Origin of the sequence: Sulfitobacter sp. AS92 (assembly GCF_038900015.1) — a bacterium.
Classification (GTDB): Bacteria; Pseudomonadota; Alphaproteobacteria; order Rhodobacterales; family Rhodobacteraceae; genus Sulfitobacter.
Window position 1 is genome coordinate 52,404 of sequence record NZ_JBBMQL010000010.1, and the last position, 17,803, is coordinate 70,206.

The 17,803-nt window shown below is 61.0% G+C and carries 20 protein-coding genes; 9 read left to right on the forward strand and 11 right to left on the reverse strand.

The genetic code is table 11. The features are described 5' to 3' along the window. Positions 1 to 3 precede the first annotated feature (3 nt). From WNY61_RS15800 to WNY61_RS15810, 3 genes are read right to left on the reverse strand one after another with little or no spacing between them, the layout of a single operon-like run. Positions 4 to 546, reverse strand: a complete 543-nt coding sequence (locus WNY61_RS15800) for a GNAT family N-acetyltransferase (RefSeq protein ID WP_342852411.1) — start codon at positions 544 to 546, stop codon at positions 4 to 6. Next, complete coding sequence (gene eno / locus WNY61_RS15805) at positions 546 to 1,823, reverse strand: phosphopyruvate hydratase (RefSeq protein ID WP_342852412.1); 1,278 nt, start codon at positions 1,821 to 1,823, stop codon at positions 546 to 548. The genes WNY61_RS15800 and eno overlap by 1 nt, the downstream gene beginning before the upstream one ends. A gap of 33 nt (positions 1,824 to 1,856) precedes the next feature. After that, on the reverse strand, positions 1,857 to 2,759 hold the full coding sequence (locus WNY61_RS15810) for a DMT family transporter (RefSeq protein WP_342852413.1): 903 nt from the start codon (positions 2,757 to 2,759) through the stop codon (positions 1,857 to 1,859). Between the two features lie 129 nt (positions 2,760 to 2,888). Here WNY61_RS15810 and WNY61_RS15815 point away from each other — a divergent pair, with 129 nt between their 5' ends. Further along, positions 2,889 to 3,950 carry an AbrB family transcriptional regulator gene (locus tag WNY61_RS15815; protein ID WP_342852414.1) on the forward strand — a complete coding sequence of 354 codons (1,062 nt, stop codon included), beginning with the start codon at positions 2,889 to 2,891 and terminating at the stop codon, positions 3,948 to 3,950. Between the two features lie 10 nt (positions 3,951 to 3,960). Here WNY61_RS15815 and WNY61_RS15820 read toward each other — a convergent pair whose 3' ends face one another. Further along, on the reverse strand, positions 3,961 to 4,659 hold the full coding sequence (locus WNY61_RS15820; protein WP_342852415.1) for an NYN domain-containing protein: 699 nt from the start codon (positions 4,657 to 4,659) through the stop codon (positions 3,961 to 3,963). Positions 4,660 to 4,662: 3 nt separating this feature from the next. Next, entirely contained in the window at positions 4,663 to 5,076 is a 414-nt protein-coding gene (locus WNY61_RS15825; protein ID WP_342852416.1) for a Fur family transcriptional regulator, read from the reverse strand. A 346-nt stretch (positions 5,077 to 5,422) separates the two neighbouring features. Here WNY61_RS15825 and WNY61_RS15830 point away from each other — a divergent pair, with 346 nt between their 5' ends. After that, on the forward strand, positions 5,423 to 6,730 hold the full coding sequence (locus WNY61_RS15830) for a DEAD/DEAH box helicase (RefSeq protein WP_342852417.1): 1,308 nt from the start codon (positions 5,423 to 5,425) through the stop codon (positions 6,728 to 6,730). Positions 6,731 to 6,822: 92 nt separating this feature from the next. Beyond that, on the forward strand, positions 6,823 to 7,710 hold the full coding sequence (locus WNY61_RS15835) for a DMT family transporter (RefSeq protein WP_342852418.1): 888 nt from the start codon (positions 6,823 to 6,825) through the stop codon (positions 7,708 to 7,710). 3 nt (positions 7,711 to 7,713) lie between these two features. Here the strand turns inward: WNY61_RS15835 and WNY61_RS15840 are convergent, their stop codons facing one another. From WNY61_RS15840 to mazG, 4 genes are all read right to left on the reverse strand, one after another. Next, positions 7,714 to 9,123 carry a YdiU family protein gene (locus WNY61_RS15840; RefSeq protein WP_342852419.1) on the reverse strand — a complete coding sequence of 470 codons (1,410 nt, stop codon included), beginning with the start codon at positions 9,121 to 9,123 and terminating at the stop codon, positions 7,714 to 7,716. Beyond that, entirely contained in the window at positions 9,123 to 9,572 is a 450-nt protein-coding gene (locus tag WNY61_RS15845) for a GNAT family N-acetyltransferase (protein ID WP_342852420.1), read from the reverse strand. The genes WNY61_RS15840 and WNY61_RS15845 overlap by 1 nt, the downstream gene beginning before the upstream one ends. Further along, positions 9,569 to 10,510: a nucleoside hydrolase gene (locus WNY61_RS15850; protein WP_342852421.1), complete on the reverse strand. Its 942-nt coding sequence runs from the start codon at positions 10,508 to 10,510 to the stop codon at positions 9,569 to 9,571. The genes WNY61_RS15845 and WNY61_RS15850 overlap by 4 nt, the downstream gene beginning before the upstream one ends. Positions 10,511 to 10,587: 77 nt before the next feature. Next, positions 10,588 to 11,412: a nucleoside triphosphate pyrophosphohydrolase gene (mazG, locus tag WNY61_RS15855; RefSeq protein WP_342852422.1), complete on the reverse strand. Its 825-nt coding sequence runs from the start codon at positions 11,410 to 11,412 to the stop codon at positions 10,588 to 10,590. 64 nt (positions 11,413 to 11,476) lie between these two features. Between mazG and WNY61_RS15860 the strand changes: the two genes are divergently transcribed. From WNY61_RS15860 to WNY61_RS15870, 3 genes are all read left to right on the forward strand, one after another. Then, positions 11,477 to 12,646 (forward strand): M20 aminoacylase family protein, encoded by a 1,170-nt coding sequence (locus tag WNY61_RS15860; RefSeq protein ID WP_342852423.1) that lies wholly within the window; start codon positions 11,477 to 11,479, stop codon positions 12,644 to 12,646. Next, on the forward strand, positions 12,646 to 13,611 hold the full coding sequence (speB, locus tag WNY61_RS15865) for an agmatinase (RefSeq protein WP_342852424.1): 966 nt from the start codon (positions 12,646 to 12,648) through the stop codon (positions 13,609 to 13,611). The genes WNY61_RS15860 and speB overlap by 1 nt, the downstream gene beginning before the upstream one ends. Before the next feature lie 105 nt (positions 13,612 to 13,716). Next, positions 13,717 to 14,142 carry a DUF1499 domain-containing protein gene (locus tag WNY61_RS15870; protein WP_342852425.1) on the forward strand — a complete coding sequence of 142 codons (426 nt, stop codon included), beginning with the start codon at positions 13,717 to 13,719 and terminating at the stop codon, positions 14,140 to 14,142. On the opposite strand, the gene WNY61_RS15875 is transcribed toward WNY61_RS15870, so the two are convergent. Continuing rightward, entirely contained in the window at positions 14,080 to 14,379 is a 300-nt protein-coding gene (locus tag WNY61_RS15875) for a hypothetical protein (RefSeq protein ID WP_342852426.1), read from the reverse strand. The two genes, WNY61_RS15870 and WNY61_RS15875, sit on opposite strands and share 63 nt — an antisense overlap. Before the next feature lie 60 nt (positions 14,380 to 14,439). On the opposite strand from WNY61_RS15875, the gene prfA reads away from it, so the two are divergent. The 3 genes from prfA to WNY61_RS15890 all read left to right on the forward strand — a co-directional run bounded on the left by prfA (position 14,440) and on the right by WNY61_RS15890 (position 17,166). Then, positions 14,440 to 15,495: a peptide chain release factor 1 gene (gene prfA / locus WNY61_RS15880; protein WP_342852427.1), complete on the forward strand. Its 1,056-nt coding sequence runs from the start codon at positions 14,440 to 14,442 to the stop codon at positions 15,493 to 15,495. Next, complete coding sequence (prmC, locus tag WNY61_RS15885) at positions 15,492 to 16,334, forward strand: peptide chain release factor N(5)-glutamine methyltransferase (RefSeq protein ID WP_342852428.1); 843 nt, start codon at positions 15,492 to 15,494, stop codon at positions 16,332 to 16,334. The genes prfA and prmC overlap by 4 nt, the downstream gene beginning before the upstream one ends. Before the next feature lie 208 nt (positions 16,335 to 16,542). Then, positions 16,543 to 17,166, forward strand: a complete 624-nt coding sequence (locus tag WNY61_RS15890) for a DUF4167 domain-containing protein (RefSeq protein WP_342852429.1) — start codon at positions 16,543 to 16,545, stop codon at positions 17,164 to 17,166. Between the two features lie 57 nt (positions 17,167 to 17,223). Here WNY61_RS15890 and WNY61_RS15895 read toward each other — a convergent pair whose 3' ends face one another. Then, the gene (locus tag WNY61_RS15895) at positions 17,224 to 17,802 is read right to left on the reverse strand and encodes a hypothetical protein (protein ID WP_342852430.1); all 579 of its coding nucleotides are present in this window, start codon (positions 17,800 to 17,802) and stop codon (positions 17,224 to 17,226) included. Position 17,803 lies beyond the last annotated feature (1 nt).

Consider the following 17,803-nt stretch of genomic DNA (forward strand, 5'->3'; position numbering starts at 1 on the left):
TGTTCAGGTGGATAAAGCGTTTGCTGGCGCGTCGCTTAACGGTAGTTCATAGAAACAAATCGCTTCGCGTGTAAAATCTGGCATCGGCTGATAGGGACCACGCTCAACAAACCCCAACGATGCATAGAGCGCGCGGGCGGGCGCGAAGGCGATGGAGGTGTCGAGATAGACCTTTTCAAACCCATCCGCGCGCGCCTGATCAACTAGCCTTTGACAGATTGCACGGCCCGCACCTGTGCCACGGGCGGCATCGGTCACAAAGACCCTTTTAATCTCGCTCTCTGTATCGCTCAGCGCGTGGGACATGCCGCAGCCCAAAGGTTCGCCATCACGCTCGGCCAGCAGGATGATCCCACGCGGGCGGGCGTGTTCCTCTGCCAGACGGCCCATCAACGCGCTGTATTTTTCCTCAGGGTAAAACGTCTCGACAATCCGCTGCTCGGTGGGGCCGAAGTTGTAGAGGAAGTCGCGGTAGGCCCAGCAGAGATCAACCACCGCCGCAAGATCCGCAGCGGTGGTGACAGGGCGAATGGCGATCTCAGACATCAGCCGCGCAGGATCGATCGGCCCGCGTATTGTGCGGTCTCGCCCAGCATTTCCTCAATACGGATCAACTGGTTGTACTTCGCCAGTCTGTCGGAACGCGCCAGCGACCCGGTCTTGATCTGGCCGCAGTTGGTCGCCACGGCAAGGTCTGCGATGGTGGCGTCCTCAGTCTCGCCCGAGCGGTGCGACATGACGTTGGTGTACCCCGCGCGATGCGCGATATCGACGGCTTTCAGCGTCTCTGTCAGTGTGCCAATCTGGTTGACCTTGACCAGCATCGAGTTTGCGCAGCCGCGCTTGATACCGTCAGACAGACGCGCAGGGTTGGTCACGAAAAGATCGTCGCCGACCAGCTGCACCTTGTTGCCCAACACTTCGGTCAGGGCTTTCCAGCCGTCCCAGTCATCCTCGGCCATGCCGTCTTCGATGGAGATGATCGGGTAGTCGTTCACAAGGGCCGCCAGATAGTCGGCGTTCTCTTCACTCGATAGGGTTTTGCCCTCGCCGGAGAGGACATATTTGCCGTCTTTGTAATACTCGGTCGCCGCGCAATCAAGCGCGAGGTACATGTCTTCGCCGGGCTTGTAGCCCGCTTTTTCGATCGACTTAAGGATGAAATCAAGCGCATCGCGGGAAGAGCTGATGTTGGGGGCAAAGCCACCTTCATCGCCGATCCCGGTCGAGAGACCCGCATCGGAAAGCTCTTTCTTCAGCGTGTGAAAAACTTCGGCACCCATGCGCACGGCCTCGCGGATATTGTCCGCAGCGACCGGCATGATCATGAATTCCTGAATGTCGATCGGGTTGTCGGCATGTTCGCCGCCGTTGATGATATTCATCATCGGCACCGGCAGGACGCGGGCGGTGGTGCCACCAACATAGCGGTAGAGCGGCTGTGTGCAGTAATCTGCGGCGGCCTTGGCGGCGGCCATCGACACGCCCAAGATAGCATTCGCGCCCAAGCGGGATTTGTTCTCGGTCCCGTCGAGTTCGATCATCATCTCGTCGATCTCGACCTGCTCGGTCGCGTCGATCCCCACCAGCGCTTCGGCGATTTCACCGTTCACGGCGGCGCAGGCTTCCAACACACCTTTGCCCATGTAGCGGGACTTGTCGCCATCGCGGCGCTCGTTCGCTTCATAGGCGCCTGTGGAGGCACCGGAGGGAACCGCTGCGCGGCCCATTGTGCCGTCTTCGAGGATAACGTCGACTTCGACCGTCGGGTTGCCCCGGCTGTCGAGGATTTCGCGGGCGTGGATGTCGATGATCGTGCTCATGGGCTTTGTCCTCATGTTCCGGTTTGGGGCGGTTTACCCCGGCAGGCCCGGCTTGGAAAGGCCGCGGCGCGGCCGGGGAGTGATTTTGCGTTCACGCAAGAGGGTGTAGACGCCCGAGGCGATGATGATCGCGGCACCGACTAGCGTCAGCGTATCGGGGGATTCGTCAAAAACCATGATCCCCACGACCAGCGCAAAGAGCATCCGCATGTAGCGAAACGGTGTGACAAAGCTAACCTCACCCACCCGCATCGCAGCAACGATGGCATAATAGGCCAACACGCCAATCACCATCGCCGCGCCTAGATAGATCATCTCTGCCCCACCGGGCATTTCGGCGGGGGTGCCAGCGGCGAGCATTAAGATCAGACCTGCCGGGACCAGTACAATGAAGGCGAGAAAGCTTAGTTGCATGGAGCTGATGCTGCGGGGGACTTTGCGCGTGGCCAGATCGCGCAGGGCAAGGCCGATAACACCGGCTACGGCGAAAAGTGACAGCGCGTTAAACCCCTCCAACCCGGGGCGCACGATGAGCAGCACGCCGAGGAAGCCGACAACAATCGCGCTCCAACGCCGCCAACCGACCGGCTCGCCCAAGAACAGCGCCGCACCAAGTGTCACGGCCAGCGGTGTAGCTTGCAGGATCGCAGAGGCCGAAGAGAGCGGTGTCAGCACGATTGCGGTGACGAAGCACAGTGTGCCCAGCACCTCACCCACAGCGCGCAGCAGAATGGGGCCGGTTAGCATATCAGCAGAAAATAACCGTCGCCCCTGAATGCGCAGGGCCACGGCAAAGATTGCCCCGCCGCCCGCACCTAAAAGGGCAATGATCTGACCCACAGGGAGCGCATCGCTCGTCAGTTTGATGAACATGTCCTCAATGGCAAAACCGGCCATGGCCAGCACCATCAGCATTGCGCCGCGCAAATTGTCCATGATCTCGTCCTTTCACCCGCGGTATTGCCAGCCGCGCATGAACCTTTTGCGAACAAAGGGCAAGAGCACAGAATGCGCGTCATGCGTGTGGCTCTGGCGCCCGCTGCGACGCGATGCTAGCCCTATGGCATGAGATGGCCGACCCGTTCCCTTGCCCCGCGCGACACAGTGCTAACCCTTGGGGTTGGCACGCTCGGCGCGCTGCTGTTTTGGTGGCTTAACGCGCCCGTCTATATGCTGCTGGGGCCGGTGATCGCGGTAAGTGGTCTTGGGCTCGCCGGTGTGCGCACGGCAGTCGATCCGCGCCTGCGGGACGCCTGTTTTGTGGTCTTGGGCATCGCCGTAGGTGCAGGCTTTAACCAAGATGCGGTCAACGCCATGGTGCGCTGGCCGCTGGCCTTTGTCTTTATGACCGGGGTGATCTGGGGGATTATGGCCGCCTGTCGCTGGATGCTGGCGCGGTATTTTGGCTTTGACGCGCGTTCAGCGCTCTTGGCCTCGGCCCCGGGGCATCTGAGTTTTGTCATGGCGATTGCCAGCGATGGTGGCTCGGACGTGGCGCGGATTTCGATCACGCAGTCGGTCCGGCTTTTGGCGCTGACCATTGTTGTGCCCTTTGCTGCGCTGCTGATGGGCGTCGACATGACTGGTAATATCGCCCCGGTGGGCGCGGGAATGAGCGTTATTACTATCGTGGTGATGATTTCCGCTGCTGTCGTGGTCGGGCTGATCTTCACCCGTCTTTCGGTGCCAGCACCACTGCTGATGGGGGCAATGGTCGTCTCTGCCATCGCACATTTGACCAAGCTGGAAACCGGTGTCTTGCCTGGCTGGCTGACCCTCATCGCCTATCTGGTGCTGGGCAGTCTAATCGGCACGCGGTTTTCGGGTATCACGCCTGCACGGTTTGTCAGCGGACTTGGTGCAGGGCTGGCGATTACCGGCGTTGCTGTCGGGCTTGCGGGTCTGGGCGCTGTGCCTGTGGCGTGGGCGCTTGGCATGCCGCTCGGTCATGTGCTGGTGGCGTTTGCACCCGGAGGGCTTGAAACGATGATCGCGCTTGGTGCTGTGCTGGCTGTCGTGCCGGGATTTGTCGCCGCCTGCCACATTATGCGGCTGGTCGTGCTTAGCGTGCTGTTGCCCGCCATGCTCGCCCGCGTGTCCCGACGCGAAAAGCGTCCCGCCGAGTGATACGCAGGCGTTAGGGTTTCAGGCGCACCATCAACCGGTTGCCGGTCTTGCGCGTCTCCAGTGCTTTCAGGTCCGCCGCCAAGGCGCTCAGCTTGCCATGGCCGTATGTCCGGCTGTCAAAATCCGGATGCGCTGCCTGAATGGTCTGGCCGATCTGACCGAGGTTGTACCAATCGTCCTCGGTGTCGATCTTGTCCATCGCCGCTTTGAACAGGGGCAGGGCGTCGGCCACCTTGGCGCTGGCGCGTGACGTTGTGTCCGGCTCTGCTCCGTCGAGGTTTTCGATCAGAATGAAACGGTTGTAGACGTTGCGCAGCGAATCATGGGTCTTCTTTTCGCCGATGCCGATGACCGTTACCCCATCTTCGCGTAGGCGGTTCACCAGCGCGGTGAAGTCACTGTCGGACGAGACGATCACGATGATATCGAAGCGGCGGCTGTGCAGAATGTCCATCGCCTGAATGACCAGCCCGATGTCGCTGGCGTTCTTGCCCTTGGTGTTCGCGGTCTCTTGATGGGCCACCAGACCGAGCTCACGGATGGGGGCTTTCCAACCTTTAAGGTGGTCATTCGACCAATCGCCATAAACGCGGCGCAGGGCGGGCTCGCCAATCGTTGTGACCTCGCGCATAATGGCAGCGGCATGTTTGGCCGGAACATTGTCGGCGTCGATCAATACGGCCAGCAGGGGGCGGTCACGTTCGCTCATGGGTCATCCTTTTTTAATCGGCACACCGTAAAGCTCCATGCGGTGACCTTGCAGTTTGTAACCCAGCTTGCGCGCAATCCGTTCCTGAAGCTCTTCGATTTCTGCATCGACGAATTCGATCACCTCGCCGGAGTTCACGTCGATCAGGTGGTCGTGATGTTCGCGCTGCGCATCCTCATAGCGCGCCCGGCCATCGCCGAATTCCAATTTGTCGAGGATGCCCGCCTCTTCGAACAGCTTGACCGTGCGGTAGACCGTGGCGATCGAGATGCCGTTGTCGATCACAGTGGCGCGGGCCAGCAGCTCTTCGGCATCGGGATGGTCGTCGCTGTCGTGAATCACCTGCGCGATGACCCGGCGTTGCCCTGTCATGCGCAGGCCCATGGCCTCGCACCGTTTGATGATCGGGTTGCGCATCGTTTCGCCCTTCGTCCGTCGGACCACGTTCCTAACATTCTAGCGCGGCCAGACGCCACCGCAATTGAACCGCGACGGTTGACTTTTGCCCGCGCACAGCCCATGTGGGGGTCAAGCGAAGCCTTCTGCCGCGTGAGCAGTATCAGCGCCAAGTCCCGAAGGGGCCACTGGATGCTGACGACAAGGCCCGCCGATGTTCCCAAAATCACGCGTGGGGCCAAGCGCAACAGACGGGTGTGTGGCATGTGGCCAACGCCCGCGATCTGGCTTGCGCGACCCCGTGGCGCTCAGACTTGGGCGCGGCGACTAAGGATGGCGCGCGCCTTGCGTGCCGGAAAGTGAACGAATGAGCGATTTTGACATGATGGGCCTGCCGAAGAAACTGGTGGCCCGGTTGAATGAAATGGGTCTGAAAGATCCAACCCCGATCCAACGCCAAGCAATCCCCCAAGCCATGAATGGCCGCGACGTGATGGGCCTTGCCCAGACCGGCACCGGCAAGACGGCGGCTTTTGGTGTGCCGCTTATCGCGCAGATGATGGAGCTTGAAGGCCGCCCCGCACCGCGCTCCGTGCGCGGTCTGGTCTTGGCCCCGACTCGCGAGCTGGCGCAACAGATCGCCGTGAACCTGCGCGGCTATGCCGAAGGCACGCCGATCAAAGTGGCAATGGTTGTTGGCGGCCAATCGATCAACACCCAGATCAAGCGTCTGGAGCGCGGTGTCGATCTGTTGATCGCGACACCCGGCCGTCTGCTGGACCTGCTGGATCGCCGCGCAGTCAAGCTCGACACGACGACCTTCCTCGTGCTCGATGAGGCGGACCAGATGCTCGACATGGGCTTTATCCATGACCTGCGCAAAATCTCTAACCTGATCCCTAAAGAGCGTCAGACGATGCTGTTCTCGGCGACCATGCCCAAGCTGATGAATGAGATCGCCAACAGCTATCTCAACAGCCCGATCCGCATCGAAGTCTCGCCTCCGGGCAAGGCGGCGGACAAGGTGACCCAAGAGGTGCACTTCATCGCCAAGGCCGAGAAGACCGAACTGCTGAAAGAACTGCTGGCCAAACACAAAGGCGAGCGCGCATTGGTCTTTGGCCGCACGAAACATGGCTCGGAAAAGCTGATGAAGACGTTGGTCAAAGCCGGTTTCGACGCCGCCTCGATCCACGGCAACAAAAGCCAAGGTCAGCGTGACCGCGCTATTGCGGGCTTTAAGGGCGGTGACATTACCGTGCTTGTGGCCACCGATGTGGCAGCCCGTGGTCTGGATATCCCGGATGTGAAGCACGTCTATAACTTCGAGCTGCCCAACGTGCCCGACAACTATGTGCACCGAATTGGCCGGACCGCGCGGGCGGGCAAAGACGGCGCTGCCGTGGCCTTCTGTGCACCGGATGAAATGGGCGAGTTGAAGGCGATCCAAAAGACTATGGGGATTTCGATTCCTGTTGCCTCGGGCCGTCCTTGGGAAGTGATTGATGAGCCGTCCAAACCCAAAGGCCGTGGCCGTGGGCGCGGTGGCCGTCCGGGTGGCGGCGGTGGTCGTCCCGGTGGCGGAGGCGGTGAAGCTGCTGGCAAACCAAGCGGTGGCCGTCGTCGTCGGCGCGGTGGTGGCGGCGGGAAGCCGGGCGGCCAACAGGCAGCCTAAGCCGACGCTTAGAAGTTGAACAATCCAATGGCGCGCTGTGAAAACCACGGCGCGCCATTGACTTATCCGGGCCGGATGGCGCTTCTGGCGGAATGGAACGCAAATTGCACATCGATGGTTTTGGCGCTGTGGCCTTGGTGCTCTTTGCGCTAAATTTGGGCTTTAACCAAGTTGTAATCAAAGTAAGCACTGGCGGGTTCAACCCTGTCTTTCTGGCCGGATTGCGGTCACTCGGCGCCGTGTTTTTGCTGCTGATCTGGATGCGGCTTCGGGGTGTGAGCCTGTCGCTGCCGCGCTCTGCGCTGATGGGCGGGCTGGCCGCGGGGGCCTTTTTCACGCTTGAGTTTGTCTGCCTCTTCCTCGCGTTGGATCTGACCACGGTCAGTCGCGCGTCGATCTTGCTTTATTCCATGCCGGTCTGGCTCGGTATCGCGGCGCATCTTTGGCTGCCCGGCGAGCGGCTGAGCGGGGCGCGTCTGTTTGGCATGGGGCTGGCCATGGGCGGTGTCGCTCTGGCGCTGAGCGATGGCGGGGCCGAGGGCGCAAACTGGCTGGGCGATCTGCTGGCACTGCTCGCCGCCTTTTGCTGGGCCGGGATTGCGCTTTGCGTTCGAATTACACCGCTTTCCAAAGTGCCACCCGCGCAGCAGTTGATGATGCAACTGATTATCTCAGCGCCGGTGCTTTTGCTGCTCGCGCCGCTCTTTGGCCCCTTATTGCGCGGGGTGGAGCCGGTGCATTTGGCCGGTCTCGCCTATCAGATCATCGCAGTGGCGAGCTTTGGGTTTCTGGCGTGGTTTTGGCTGCTAACGGTTTATCCTGCGGCCTCTGTGGCGTCCTTCAGCTTCCTCTCGCCCGTCTTTGCGGTGCTCCTGGGCTGGCTGATCCTGTCTGAAGAGATTGGGCCTACGGTTTGGCTCGCCCTGCTACTGGTCGCGGCAGGGATCTACCTGATCAACCGCAAACCCCGAGCGCGCTAGGCTTCAGGTGCCGCAGAATGTCGCCGGGACGATCTCATCTTCGGTCGGCGGGCGCTGCAACTCTGGGTCGGTCTCGTCAAAGGGCGTCGACAATGCTTTCATCAACCGCTCGAACGGGGCCATGTCGCCCGCAACGGCGGCTACGATCATCTGCTCGATCCGGTGGTTGCGCGGGATCACGGCGGGGTTTGCCGCTTGCATGACCGCCTTCGGGTCCGGCTCATCCTTGATCCGAGCGCGCCAGTGTTCGGCCCATGTGTCAAAGGCGTCGCGGTTGGTGAACTGATCACGTGCTTGATCGGTGCCCAGAGCACGGAACGTGTTGGTAAAATCCGCGCCGTCCGTTTGCATCAGGCTTAGCAGTTCATTGATCAGATCGACATCCTCGGGCCGAGGGTTAGAGATGCCAGCCTTGGCCGCGAAACGGCGAAGCCATGCGGCTTCGATCAATTCGGGCATATCGTGAACGATCTCGGTAGCTTCATCAACGGCGGTCTCTTTGTCGTCCATCTGCTGCAAGAGCGAGGTCGCCAGCTGCGCCATGTTCCAAACCACGATCTGCGGCTGGTTGCCGTAAGCATAGCGGCCTTGCCGATCGATAGAACTGAACACGCGGCCCTGATGAAACGCGTCCATAAATGCGCAGGGGCCATAGTCGATCGTCTCGCCGGAAATGCTGCAATTGTCGGTGTTCATCACGCCGTGGATGAAACCAAAGGACATCCACCGCGCCACCAATTCCGCCTGCGCGGCACAGACCGCGCGCAACAGGCCAAGTGGGCCATCCGCATCCGGGTAATGCCGCGCGATGGCATAATCCGTCAGGGTCTTGAGCGCCTCAACCTCGCCGCGATGGGCAAAGACCTGAAAGGTGCCGACACGCAGATGGCTGGCGGCAACGCGCGTGACAATAGCACCGGGCAGGTGGCCCGTTTCGCGCAAGATCGGCTCGCCTGTGGCGACAGCGGCCAATGCCCGTGTCGTCGGCACGCCAAGCGCATACATTGCCTCGCTGACCAGATATTCACGCAGCACCGGCCCCATCCACGCGCGGCCGTCGCCCCTGCGTGAATAGGGCGTCGGGCCCGCGCCTTTGAGTTGAATATCCCGGCGCGTGCCATCGCTGCTGATGACTTCACCCAGCAAGATTGCACGGCCATCGCCAAGCTGTGGATTGAAGTTGCCGAACTGATGCCCGGCATAAAGCTGCGCCAGAGGGGTCGCGCCTTCGGGCACTTCGTTGCCCCCGAAAACCTGCGCCTGCACCTGTACGTCGTCGCCCTTGATCCCCAGTTCTGCGGCCAATTTAGCATTCCATGCCAATACCTTAGGTTCTTTCACCGGCGTCGGGTTCAGCCGGGAGAAGAACCCCTCAGGCAAGGCGGCATAGCTGTTATCAAAGGGAATACGCATCACAGTTTCCGAGACATAAGCATATGATCCTCGCGGGGGCGGAAACCCGCGCGGGTGTAGACTTTGAGCGCCGCCTTATTGGTGCGGTCAACTTCGAGATGTATGGCCTTTAACCCGCCCGCAGCCAGTGCGCGCGGCAGAGCAATCAGCGTTTCCGAAGCGATCCCACGCCCCCGCACGCCGGGACGGACGTAGATTTCATCAATGATGGCGTCCAGCCCGCCGAATTCAACTGACCAGCCGAAACAGATCACCACATACCCAATCGGCGCACGAGGGGGGCCGATCAGATAGGCCGCCCCGTGAGGGCTCCCTTCAAGCAAGGGCGCAAGACCGGTCCTGCGTTGGTCATCACTCATCTCAATGCCCGCTTCGGCGTGGAATGCTGTCACCAGCCCAACCAACTTGTCGAGATGTTCGGGGATGCCAAGGGTAAGATGTGCGCTCATAGACGAGCCAGCCTTTCGGTGAGCAGGGCAAAGAAACCGTCAGCGTCGAGGTCTCCCACAAAAAGCGCGTTGGGCGCGCGGTCGGTTACCCCCCACCAGTCGGCCACGGTCATGCCCATGGTCAGTTCTGACTGGGTTTCGATCTCGACGTTGATGTGGCGGCCTTTGAAAAGGTCGGGATTTATCAGATAGGCGGTGACGCAGGGGTCGTGCAGCGGCGCGCCTTCGGAGCCGTATTTCTCTTTATCGAACCGCTCGAAGAAATCGGTCATCTCGGCCACAGCGACACCCACCGGCGTGCCAATCGCGCGGAAGGCATCGTTGCGCGGTTTGGTGACCAGCGCCTTATGCGTCACATCGAGCGGCATCACGACGATGGGGATGCCGGATTTAAAAACGATATCAGCGGCATGCGGGTCGACATAAATGTTGAACTCCGCCGTGGGGGTGATGTTGCCCCCCTCGAAATAGCCGCCGCCCATCAGCACGATCTCTTGCACCTTCTCGGCGATATCGGGCGCCTTTTGCAGCGCCGTCGCGATATTGGTGAGCGGCCCCAAAGGGCAGAGGGTCACGCTGCCTGCGGGATGGGCGCGGACCTGCTCGATGATGAAATCCACGCCATGCCCCTCGGCCAGCGGCATGGTGGGGTCGGGCAGGTCGGGGCCATCAAGGCCGGTCTTGCCGTGCACATGTTCCGCCGTTACCAACGCACGCCCCAGCGGGCGGTCGCATCCGGCAAAGACCTTTACATCCCGGTGCCCCGCCAATTCGCAAACGATGCGGGCGTTTTTCGAGGTCAGGTCCAGCGGCACGTTGCCCGCGACACATGTGATGCCCAGAACGTCGATCTCTTCGGGGCTGGCCAGCGCAAGGAGGATCGCGACGGCGTCGTCTTGTCCGGGGTCGGTGTCGATGATGATTTTGCGCGGGGTCATGGGCTTACTTTCGTCAAATTGCTTGGGGCAGAGCCTTGCCGGAGGCTCATGTCTTTGTCCAGCCGCAGACCCGGCGATTAGCCGCGTTCCGCCAGTTTCACGGCATCCCAAAGCGCATCCATCTCGGCCAGATCACTGTCCTGCGGGGTTTTGCCCATGGCCGCGAGCCGCGTTTCGATCCCCTCAAACCGGCGGGTGAATTTGGCGTTTGCAGCGCGCAGAGCGGCTTCGGGGTCAAGCCCAAGGTGGCGGCCGAGATTGGCCATGACAAACAGCAGATCGCCGTATTCCTCCTCTACTTCCGTCTGCGACAGCTCGTCCTTCGCTTCTACCAATTCAGCAGCTTCTTCGGTGATTTTGTCGAGCACCTGTGTCGTTTCAGGCCAATCAAACCCCACCCGCGCTGCGCGTTTTTGCAGCTTCATCGCCCGAAGAAGGGCGGGCAGGCCAATCGCTACCCCATCCAACGTGCCACCCTGCGCTTTGCCCGCCCGCTCAGCAGCTTTGATCTTTTCCCAATCCACAGTCTGCTGTTCAGCGCTTTTGTCGCGGGATTCGTCGCCAAAGACATGCGGGTGCCGCGCCACCATCTTGTCGCTGATGTTGCGCACCACAGATTGAAAGGTGAAATGCCCCGCTTCTTCACCCATGGCTGTATGATAGACCGATTGCAGCAGCAGATCGCCCAGCTCGCCCTCCAATTCCACCCAATCGCGACGGGCGATGGCATCGGCGACTTCATAAGCCTCTTCGATGGTATAGGGGGCGATGCTGTCGAAATCCTGTTCGATGTCCCACGGACAACCGGTTTCAGGATCGCGCAGGCGGCGCATGATTTCCAGCAGTCGTTCGATCCCTGCGTCGGAATCGTGAATGAGATCGGCTTTTGTATCGTCCGGCATTGCAGGCCCCGTATGTCTGGTGTCAGATGCACCCTGACCAAACCCACCCCAAGGAGTCCAGCCCATGCCCGTGGTTAACCGCATCAATGCCTTTGCGGAGGATATGACTGCATGGCGGCGTCATTTGCACACGATCCCTGAGCTGGACTTGGAATGTCATGAAACAGCAGCTTTTGTGGCGGAACGGCTACGGGAATTTGGCGTTGATGAAATACACGATGGGATCGCGACGACCGGTTTGGTTGCAATCATCAACGGGCAGGGCGAAGGGCCGACAATTGGCCTGCGCGCCGACATGGACGCGCTGCCCATTCATGAAGCGACGGGCAAGGACTACGCCAGCACCCGCATCGGCAAGATGCACGCCTGCGGGCATGACGGACATACGACGATGCTGCTGGGGGCCGCGCGCTATTTGGCTGAGACGCGGAATTTCTCGGGCCGCGTGGCGCTGATCTTTCAACCCGCTGAAGAGGCCAGCGGCGGCGCTGGTATCATGGTAGAAGAAGGCATCATGGAGCGGTTCGACATCGCGCAGGTCTACGGCATCCATAACATGCCAGGTTTGGAAAAGGGCGCGTTTTTCACCACGCCGGGGCCGTTCATGGCAGCGGTGGATGAGTTTCACGTTCACATAAAGGGCAAGGGCGGCCACGGCGCGATGCCCCATGATACCCGCGACCCCGTCGTCGCAGCCTGCGGCATCGCGACGGCGATCCAGACCATCGTCAGCCGCAACCATCTCGCCACGCAGGATTTGGTGGTCTCGGTCACGCAAATTCATACTGGCTCAACCGACAACGTGATTCCGGAAACCGCTTATATAAACGGCACCGTGCGCACCTTTGACCGCGAAGTGCAGGCCATGGTGATCCGCCGGATGCAGCAAATCGTTGACGGGCAGGCGGCAAGCTATGACGTCTCTGCCGAACTGGTCTATGAGGTGGGCTACCCCGCCACGGTCAATGATCCGGCGAAGACAGATACCGCCATCGCGGCCGCAGGCGAAGTGGTGGGCGAGGCCCGTGTGCACGGCGACTGTGGTCCTGATATGGGCGCGGAAGATTTCAGCTTTATGCTCGAAAAACGCCCCGGGGCCTATCTGTTCCTCGGCGCAGGCGAGGGCGCGGGGCTGCACCACGCGGAATATGACTTCAACGACGAGATCGCGCCCATTGGCGCATCCTTTTTCGCCCGTATCGTTGAACGGGCACAGCCAGCAGGAGGCAAATAATGGCACTGGAAGACGCGGCCAAGCAGATGGATATGGCCTTTACCCGCGAGGACCTCAAAGGGCCAAGCTATGAGTTGACCTTCGGCGGGGCGACGTCCTTCTTGCGCCGCAAATACACCAAGGATCTGACCGGCGTGGACATCGCGGTAACCGGCGTGCCCTTTGATCAAGCGGTGACAAATCGCCCCGGCACGCGCCTCGGCCCCCGGGCCATCCGCGAGGCAAGCACACTGCAAGCGCCCGACGCGCCCTATGGCTGGGATTTCGATGTGCTGAGCGAGTTTGCCATCGCGGACTATGGCGATCTGGCGTTTGATTATGGCCATGTCAGCCAGTTTCCCGCCGCACTGACCGCGCATATCAAGACCATTCTGGACGCAGGCGCGGCCTCGGTCGTACTGGGCGGGGATCATTATATCTCGTTCCCGATCCTTAAGGCCTATGCCGAAAAATACGGTCCGATCAGCCTGTTACAGTTCGATGCTCATACCGATACATGGGCTGACGACGACATGGACCGGATCGACCACGGCACCATGTTCTACAAGGCGGTGAAGTCCGGCATCGTCGATCCAGCGACCAGCGTGCAGGTCGGCATCCGCACCACCAACGAAGATACGATGGGCGTCAACATCATCGACGCGCGTGAGGTGCATGAGAAGGGGCCGCAGGCGACTGTGGCCAAAATCAAGGAGATCCTTGGCGATCGGCCATGCTACCTGACGTTCGACATTGACGCGCTGGACCCGGCCTTTGCCCCCGGAACTGGCACGCCGGTTTGGGGCGGTCTGACCTCTGCGCAGACCTCGATCATGCTGCGCGATCTGGCGGGGATAAACATCATGGGCGGCGATGTGGTTGAGGTCTCTCCGCCCTTCGACACCACCGGGGCCACGGCGATTGCGGGCGCACATGTCGCGACCGAGATCTTGTCGCTGCTTGGTCACCGAATGAGAACGGCGTGAGCCTCAGCCCTACATTGATCAGACGGCTCTCAGAAATGAGGGCCGCCAACCACACCGCGACACCTTCCGTCGCGCCATCCTGTCGACCTTCGAAAGGTGCTTAAAATGCTGTTTTGGATCATCGTGATCGCCCTCGTCGCTCTGGTGGCCTATGTCCGGCTTGCCCCTATTGAAGCCGCGCGTTGGCATGTGCAGGCCGAGGGGCAAAAGATGGGCAAGACCCAAGCGGCCAATAGCTATATCTGGCGTGCCCCGGTCGAAGGCGACGAAGCCGAAACATTGGCTAAGCTCGACCGTGCAATCATGCAGACCCCGCGTACCGAAGTCGTCGCAGGCTCACTGGCCGAGGGCCAGGTCACTTACGTGACCCGTACCAAGCTGATGGGCTATCCCGACTTCACCACCATCGGCGTCTACGGCGCAGGTCCGCGTTATATTGAGGTCTATGGCCGCTCGCGGTTTGGGCGGTCAGATCTGGGCGTCAACGCCAAGCGGGTCAATGCTTGGCTCGCTCAGGTTGAGGCGCGATGACAGGCAGCCTTGCTGCACCTCGCGCCACATTGGCACGTTAAGCGACATCTGGCATTGCGCCATAAACATGCGCCCTCCGACCTGAAGGCAAATCGTTTCACCCAGTTCCACACGGTCGCCGGTGCTGTTGGTGCAATAGCAATCAATCGTCTTGCCGCCCGGCGCTTTGACATCCGCAAATGCAGGGTACAGGGCCGTCAGGGCCAGCAGGCAGGTGAGCGGCAAGATGTGTTTCATAGCCCATGATAGCATAAGCCGCCTCTTGACCAAAGCATTTGCATAAGCGACAGGAACCCCATGATCCCGATGCACCGCCTCGCGCAAATCTCGCAACGTTTCCAGTTTCTGGAGGCCAGCATGTCTGCGGGCTCCGATGGGGCCGATTTTGCTGCTCTCGCCAAAGAATACAGTGATTTGAAGCCCGTGGTGGATCAAATCGACCTTTACCAGCAGCTTCAGCGCGACCTTGAAGAAGCCCAAAAGATGCTGAAAGACCCCGAGATGGCCGAGCTTGCGCGCGAGGAATTGCCGCGTCTACGCGCCCGACTGCCCGAGGTTGAAGGCGCGCTGCAATTGGCGCTGCTGCCGCGCGACGCGGCCGATGCGAAACCCGCGATGCTAGAGATCCGCCCCGGCACCGGCGGCGACGAAGCGGCCCTATTCGCCGCCGACTTGCTGCGCATGTATCAGCGCTACGCCGAGGCGCGCGGCTGGGGGTTTGACCTGATCGAAAGCCAGATGACCGAGTTGGGCGGCGTCAAAGAAGTCGTGGCCCATATCACTGGCCAAAACGTTTTTGCCCGCCTGAAATTTGAAAGCGGCGTGCACCGCGTGCAGCGCGTGCCCTCAACCGAAAGCGGCGGGCGCATTCATACCTCAGCGGCAACCGTGGCGGTCCTGCCCGAGGCAGAGGATGTGGATATTGAGATCAACGCAAACGACTTGCGGATCGACACAATGCGGTCCTCGGGCGCGGGTGGGCAGCACGTGAACACCACCGATTCTGCCGTGCGCATCACGCATATCCCGACCGGGATCGTGGTCACCTCGTCCGAGAAGTCCCAGCACCGCAACCGCGACAAGGCGATGCAGGTGCTCAAAGCGCGGCTCTATGACATGGAGCGTGGCCGGATCGACAGTGAGCGTTCGGCAGACCGCGCGGCGCAGGTGGGATCGGGTGACAGGTCCGAGCGGATTCGCACCTATAATTTCCCGCAAGGGCGCATGACCGACCACCGGATCAATCTCACACTTTACCGGCTTGAAGCCGTGATGCAGGGCGATCTGGATGAAATCATCGACGCGCTGACCGCCGACGCCCAAGCACGGCAACTGTCGGAGATGGAGGGGTGAGCCCGCAAACCGCCGCCCAAGCCATGGCCGCTGCCGCTGGACGGCTGCGCGCGGCAGGCGTGCCCGACCCGGCGCGGGATGCGCGGCTTTTGCTGGCCCACGCCGCCGCCGTGGATGCCGCGCGGGTGACGCTGATTGCGCCCGAAGAGATCGCGCCTGACGTGGCCGAGCGGTTTGAACAACTGATCGCGCTGCGTGCCGTTCGCGTGCCTGTCTCGCAATTGATCGGGCGGCGGGCGTTTTACGGGCGGGATTTCAACATCAGCCGCGATGTACTTGATCCACGGCCAGAGACAGAGACGCTTGTTGATCTTGCGCTCGGCAGCCATTTCGACCGTATCTTAGACCTTGGCACTGGATCGGGCTGTATCCTCGTGACCCTGTTGGCCGAACGGGCACAGGCCACGGGGCTGGGTGTGGACCTATCAGAAGCCGCCTGCCTACAGGCCAGCGCCAATGCGGTGCAGCACGGCGTGGCAGAACGTGCTGATATTCGTCAGTCTGATTGGTTCAGCGCGGTCGAAGGGCGATTTGATCTGATTCTATCGAACCCGCCATATCTTGCCGCCGAGGAAATGGCCGATGTCTCGCCCGAATTGCGCCAGCATGAGCCGGAAATGGCGCTGACCGACGGTCAAGACGGGCTGAGCATCTACCGCATCATCGCCACTGAGGCGCAGGGCTATCTGACACCCGAAGGGCGCGTCATGGTCGAAATCGGCTGGCAACAGGGGGAGGCGGTACAAGATATCTTTAACAAAGCGGGCTGGGGCCGGGTGACGCTGGCGCATGATCTGGATGGCCGCCCACGAGTGGTTTGCGCAGATAAACCGGCGTGAAATCGCGAAAATTCGGGTCTTTAGCAGGTCGGATCGCAATTTCTTCTTGCTCAAGGCTTTCTGGCATGGTTAGTCAGAGGTGTTGCAGCGGTGGATGCTTTTGGCGGTCCCGCGCGGCATTATGCCCAACATATCGCTTAAGCCGGGACGATGACGTGCTTTGCACCCCCGGTAAACGACACACAGCACACAAGGCTGACATCATTCCATGAATTCTCCCAGATCACGCTCCCGGTCGAAGAACAATCGTAAACGCTCCCCACATGGTGGCGGCGGCGGCAATGTCGTCAATCGGGTGTTCGACAGCTCCGGTCCTGAGGGTAAGGTGCGCGGCACGCCGCAGCAGGTTATCGAGAAATATAACCAGCTGGCCCGCGACGCGCAGCTTAGCAATGACCGCGTGGCGGCTGAGAACTTTCAACAGCACGCCGAGCATTACTTACGTCTGCTGAGCGAAGCACAGCGCGAGGTTGACCAGCGCCGCGAGGAGCAGGAACGCCAGAACCGTGAGCGTCAGGCCGAGCGCGACCGCGAACGTGCCGAGCGTCAGGAACGCGAAGCACAGCAAGGCGGCCAGCCGCAGGGCGATCAGCCGCAAGCGGAACAGCAGCCTGCGCAGGACAGCGCGCCTGAGCAGCAGCAACCACAGCAACAGCAGCAGCCAGCTGAGGCAGAGACAAACAGCGATGAGAGCACGCTGGTTGAGACGCCTGAGAGCAAGCCCAAGCCGAAACGCGCCCCGCGCCGCAAGCCCAAGCCGAAAGCGGCAGAGGCGCAGCCGCAGGACAATGGCAGCGACGGCAACGGCGACACTGCCAAGGCCGCAGAATAAAAAAAAAGCCCCGCAAATTGCGGGGCTTTTTCGTTACGGGGGAAGGGCCGGGATGCCTTAATCTTCCATCCCTGCCTGCACATATCTGACCCGCCCATTGCGCCGCAAAACCTCTTCGCGCGGCTCCCAGTCATAGCGCGGATCGCTCATGACAGGGGACCAGAACAGCACGCCGCTCTGCCGCCAAGGATCAAGCACGATCCCCGCCTGCATCGGTGCCCCTGCGGCCGAGATGATGGCGGTGGAATGGTCAATCAGCAGCCGCGTGTCGCCATTGGCAATGGCGCGGTGCATGTCGAGCGTGGCAAATCCTTCGGCCAGCAGCCGTTTCTCCAGATCCTCTGCCCAATGCCAACACAGACCGCGTGGCTTGCTGCCGTTGTTGACCTTCACGTTATGGATCAGCGGCGGATCGGTGATCTGATAGGCAATCGCCAGTTCATGCGTATGACGGTAGGTGATCTGCGCTGCACGGGCAGCCTCTGCGGGGTCCACGTTGGGAGAGAGCCCGCTAATGGCACGGGTCAGCGCCGCGATATCGGCCTCCGTTCCCGGCGGCGGCGGGCCGTTGCGGGGAAGGACACAGGCGGAAAGCCCCATCAGCAGTGCGCAGACGAGCAATAGACGGTAGAACATT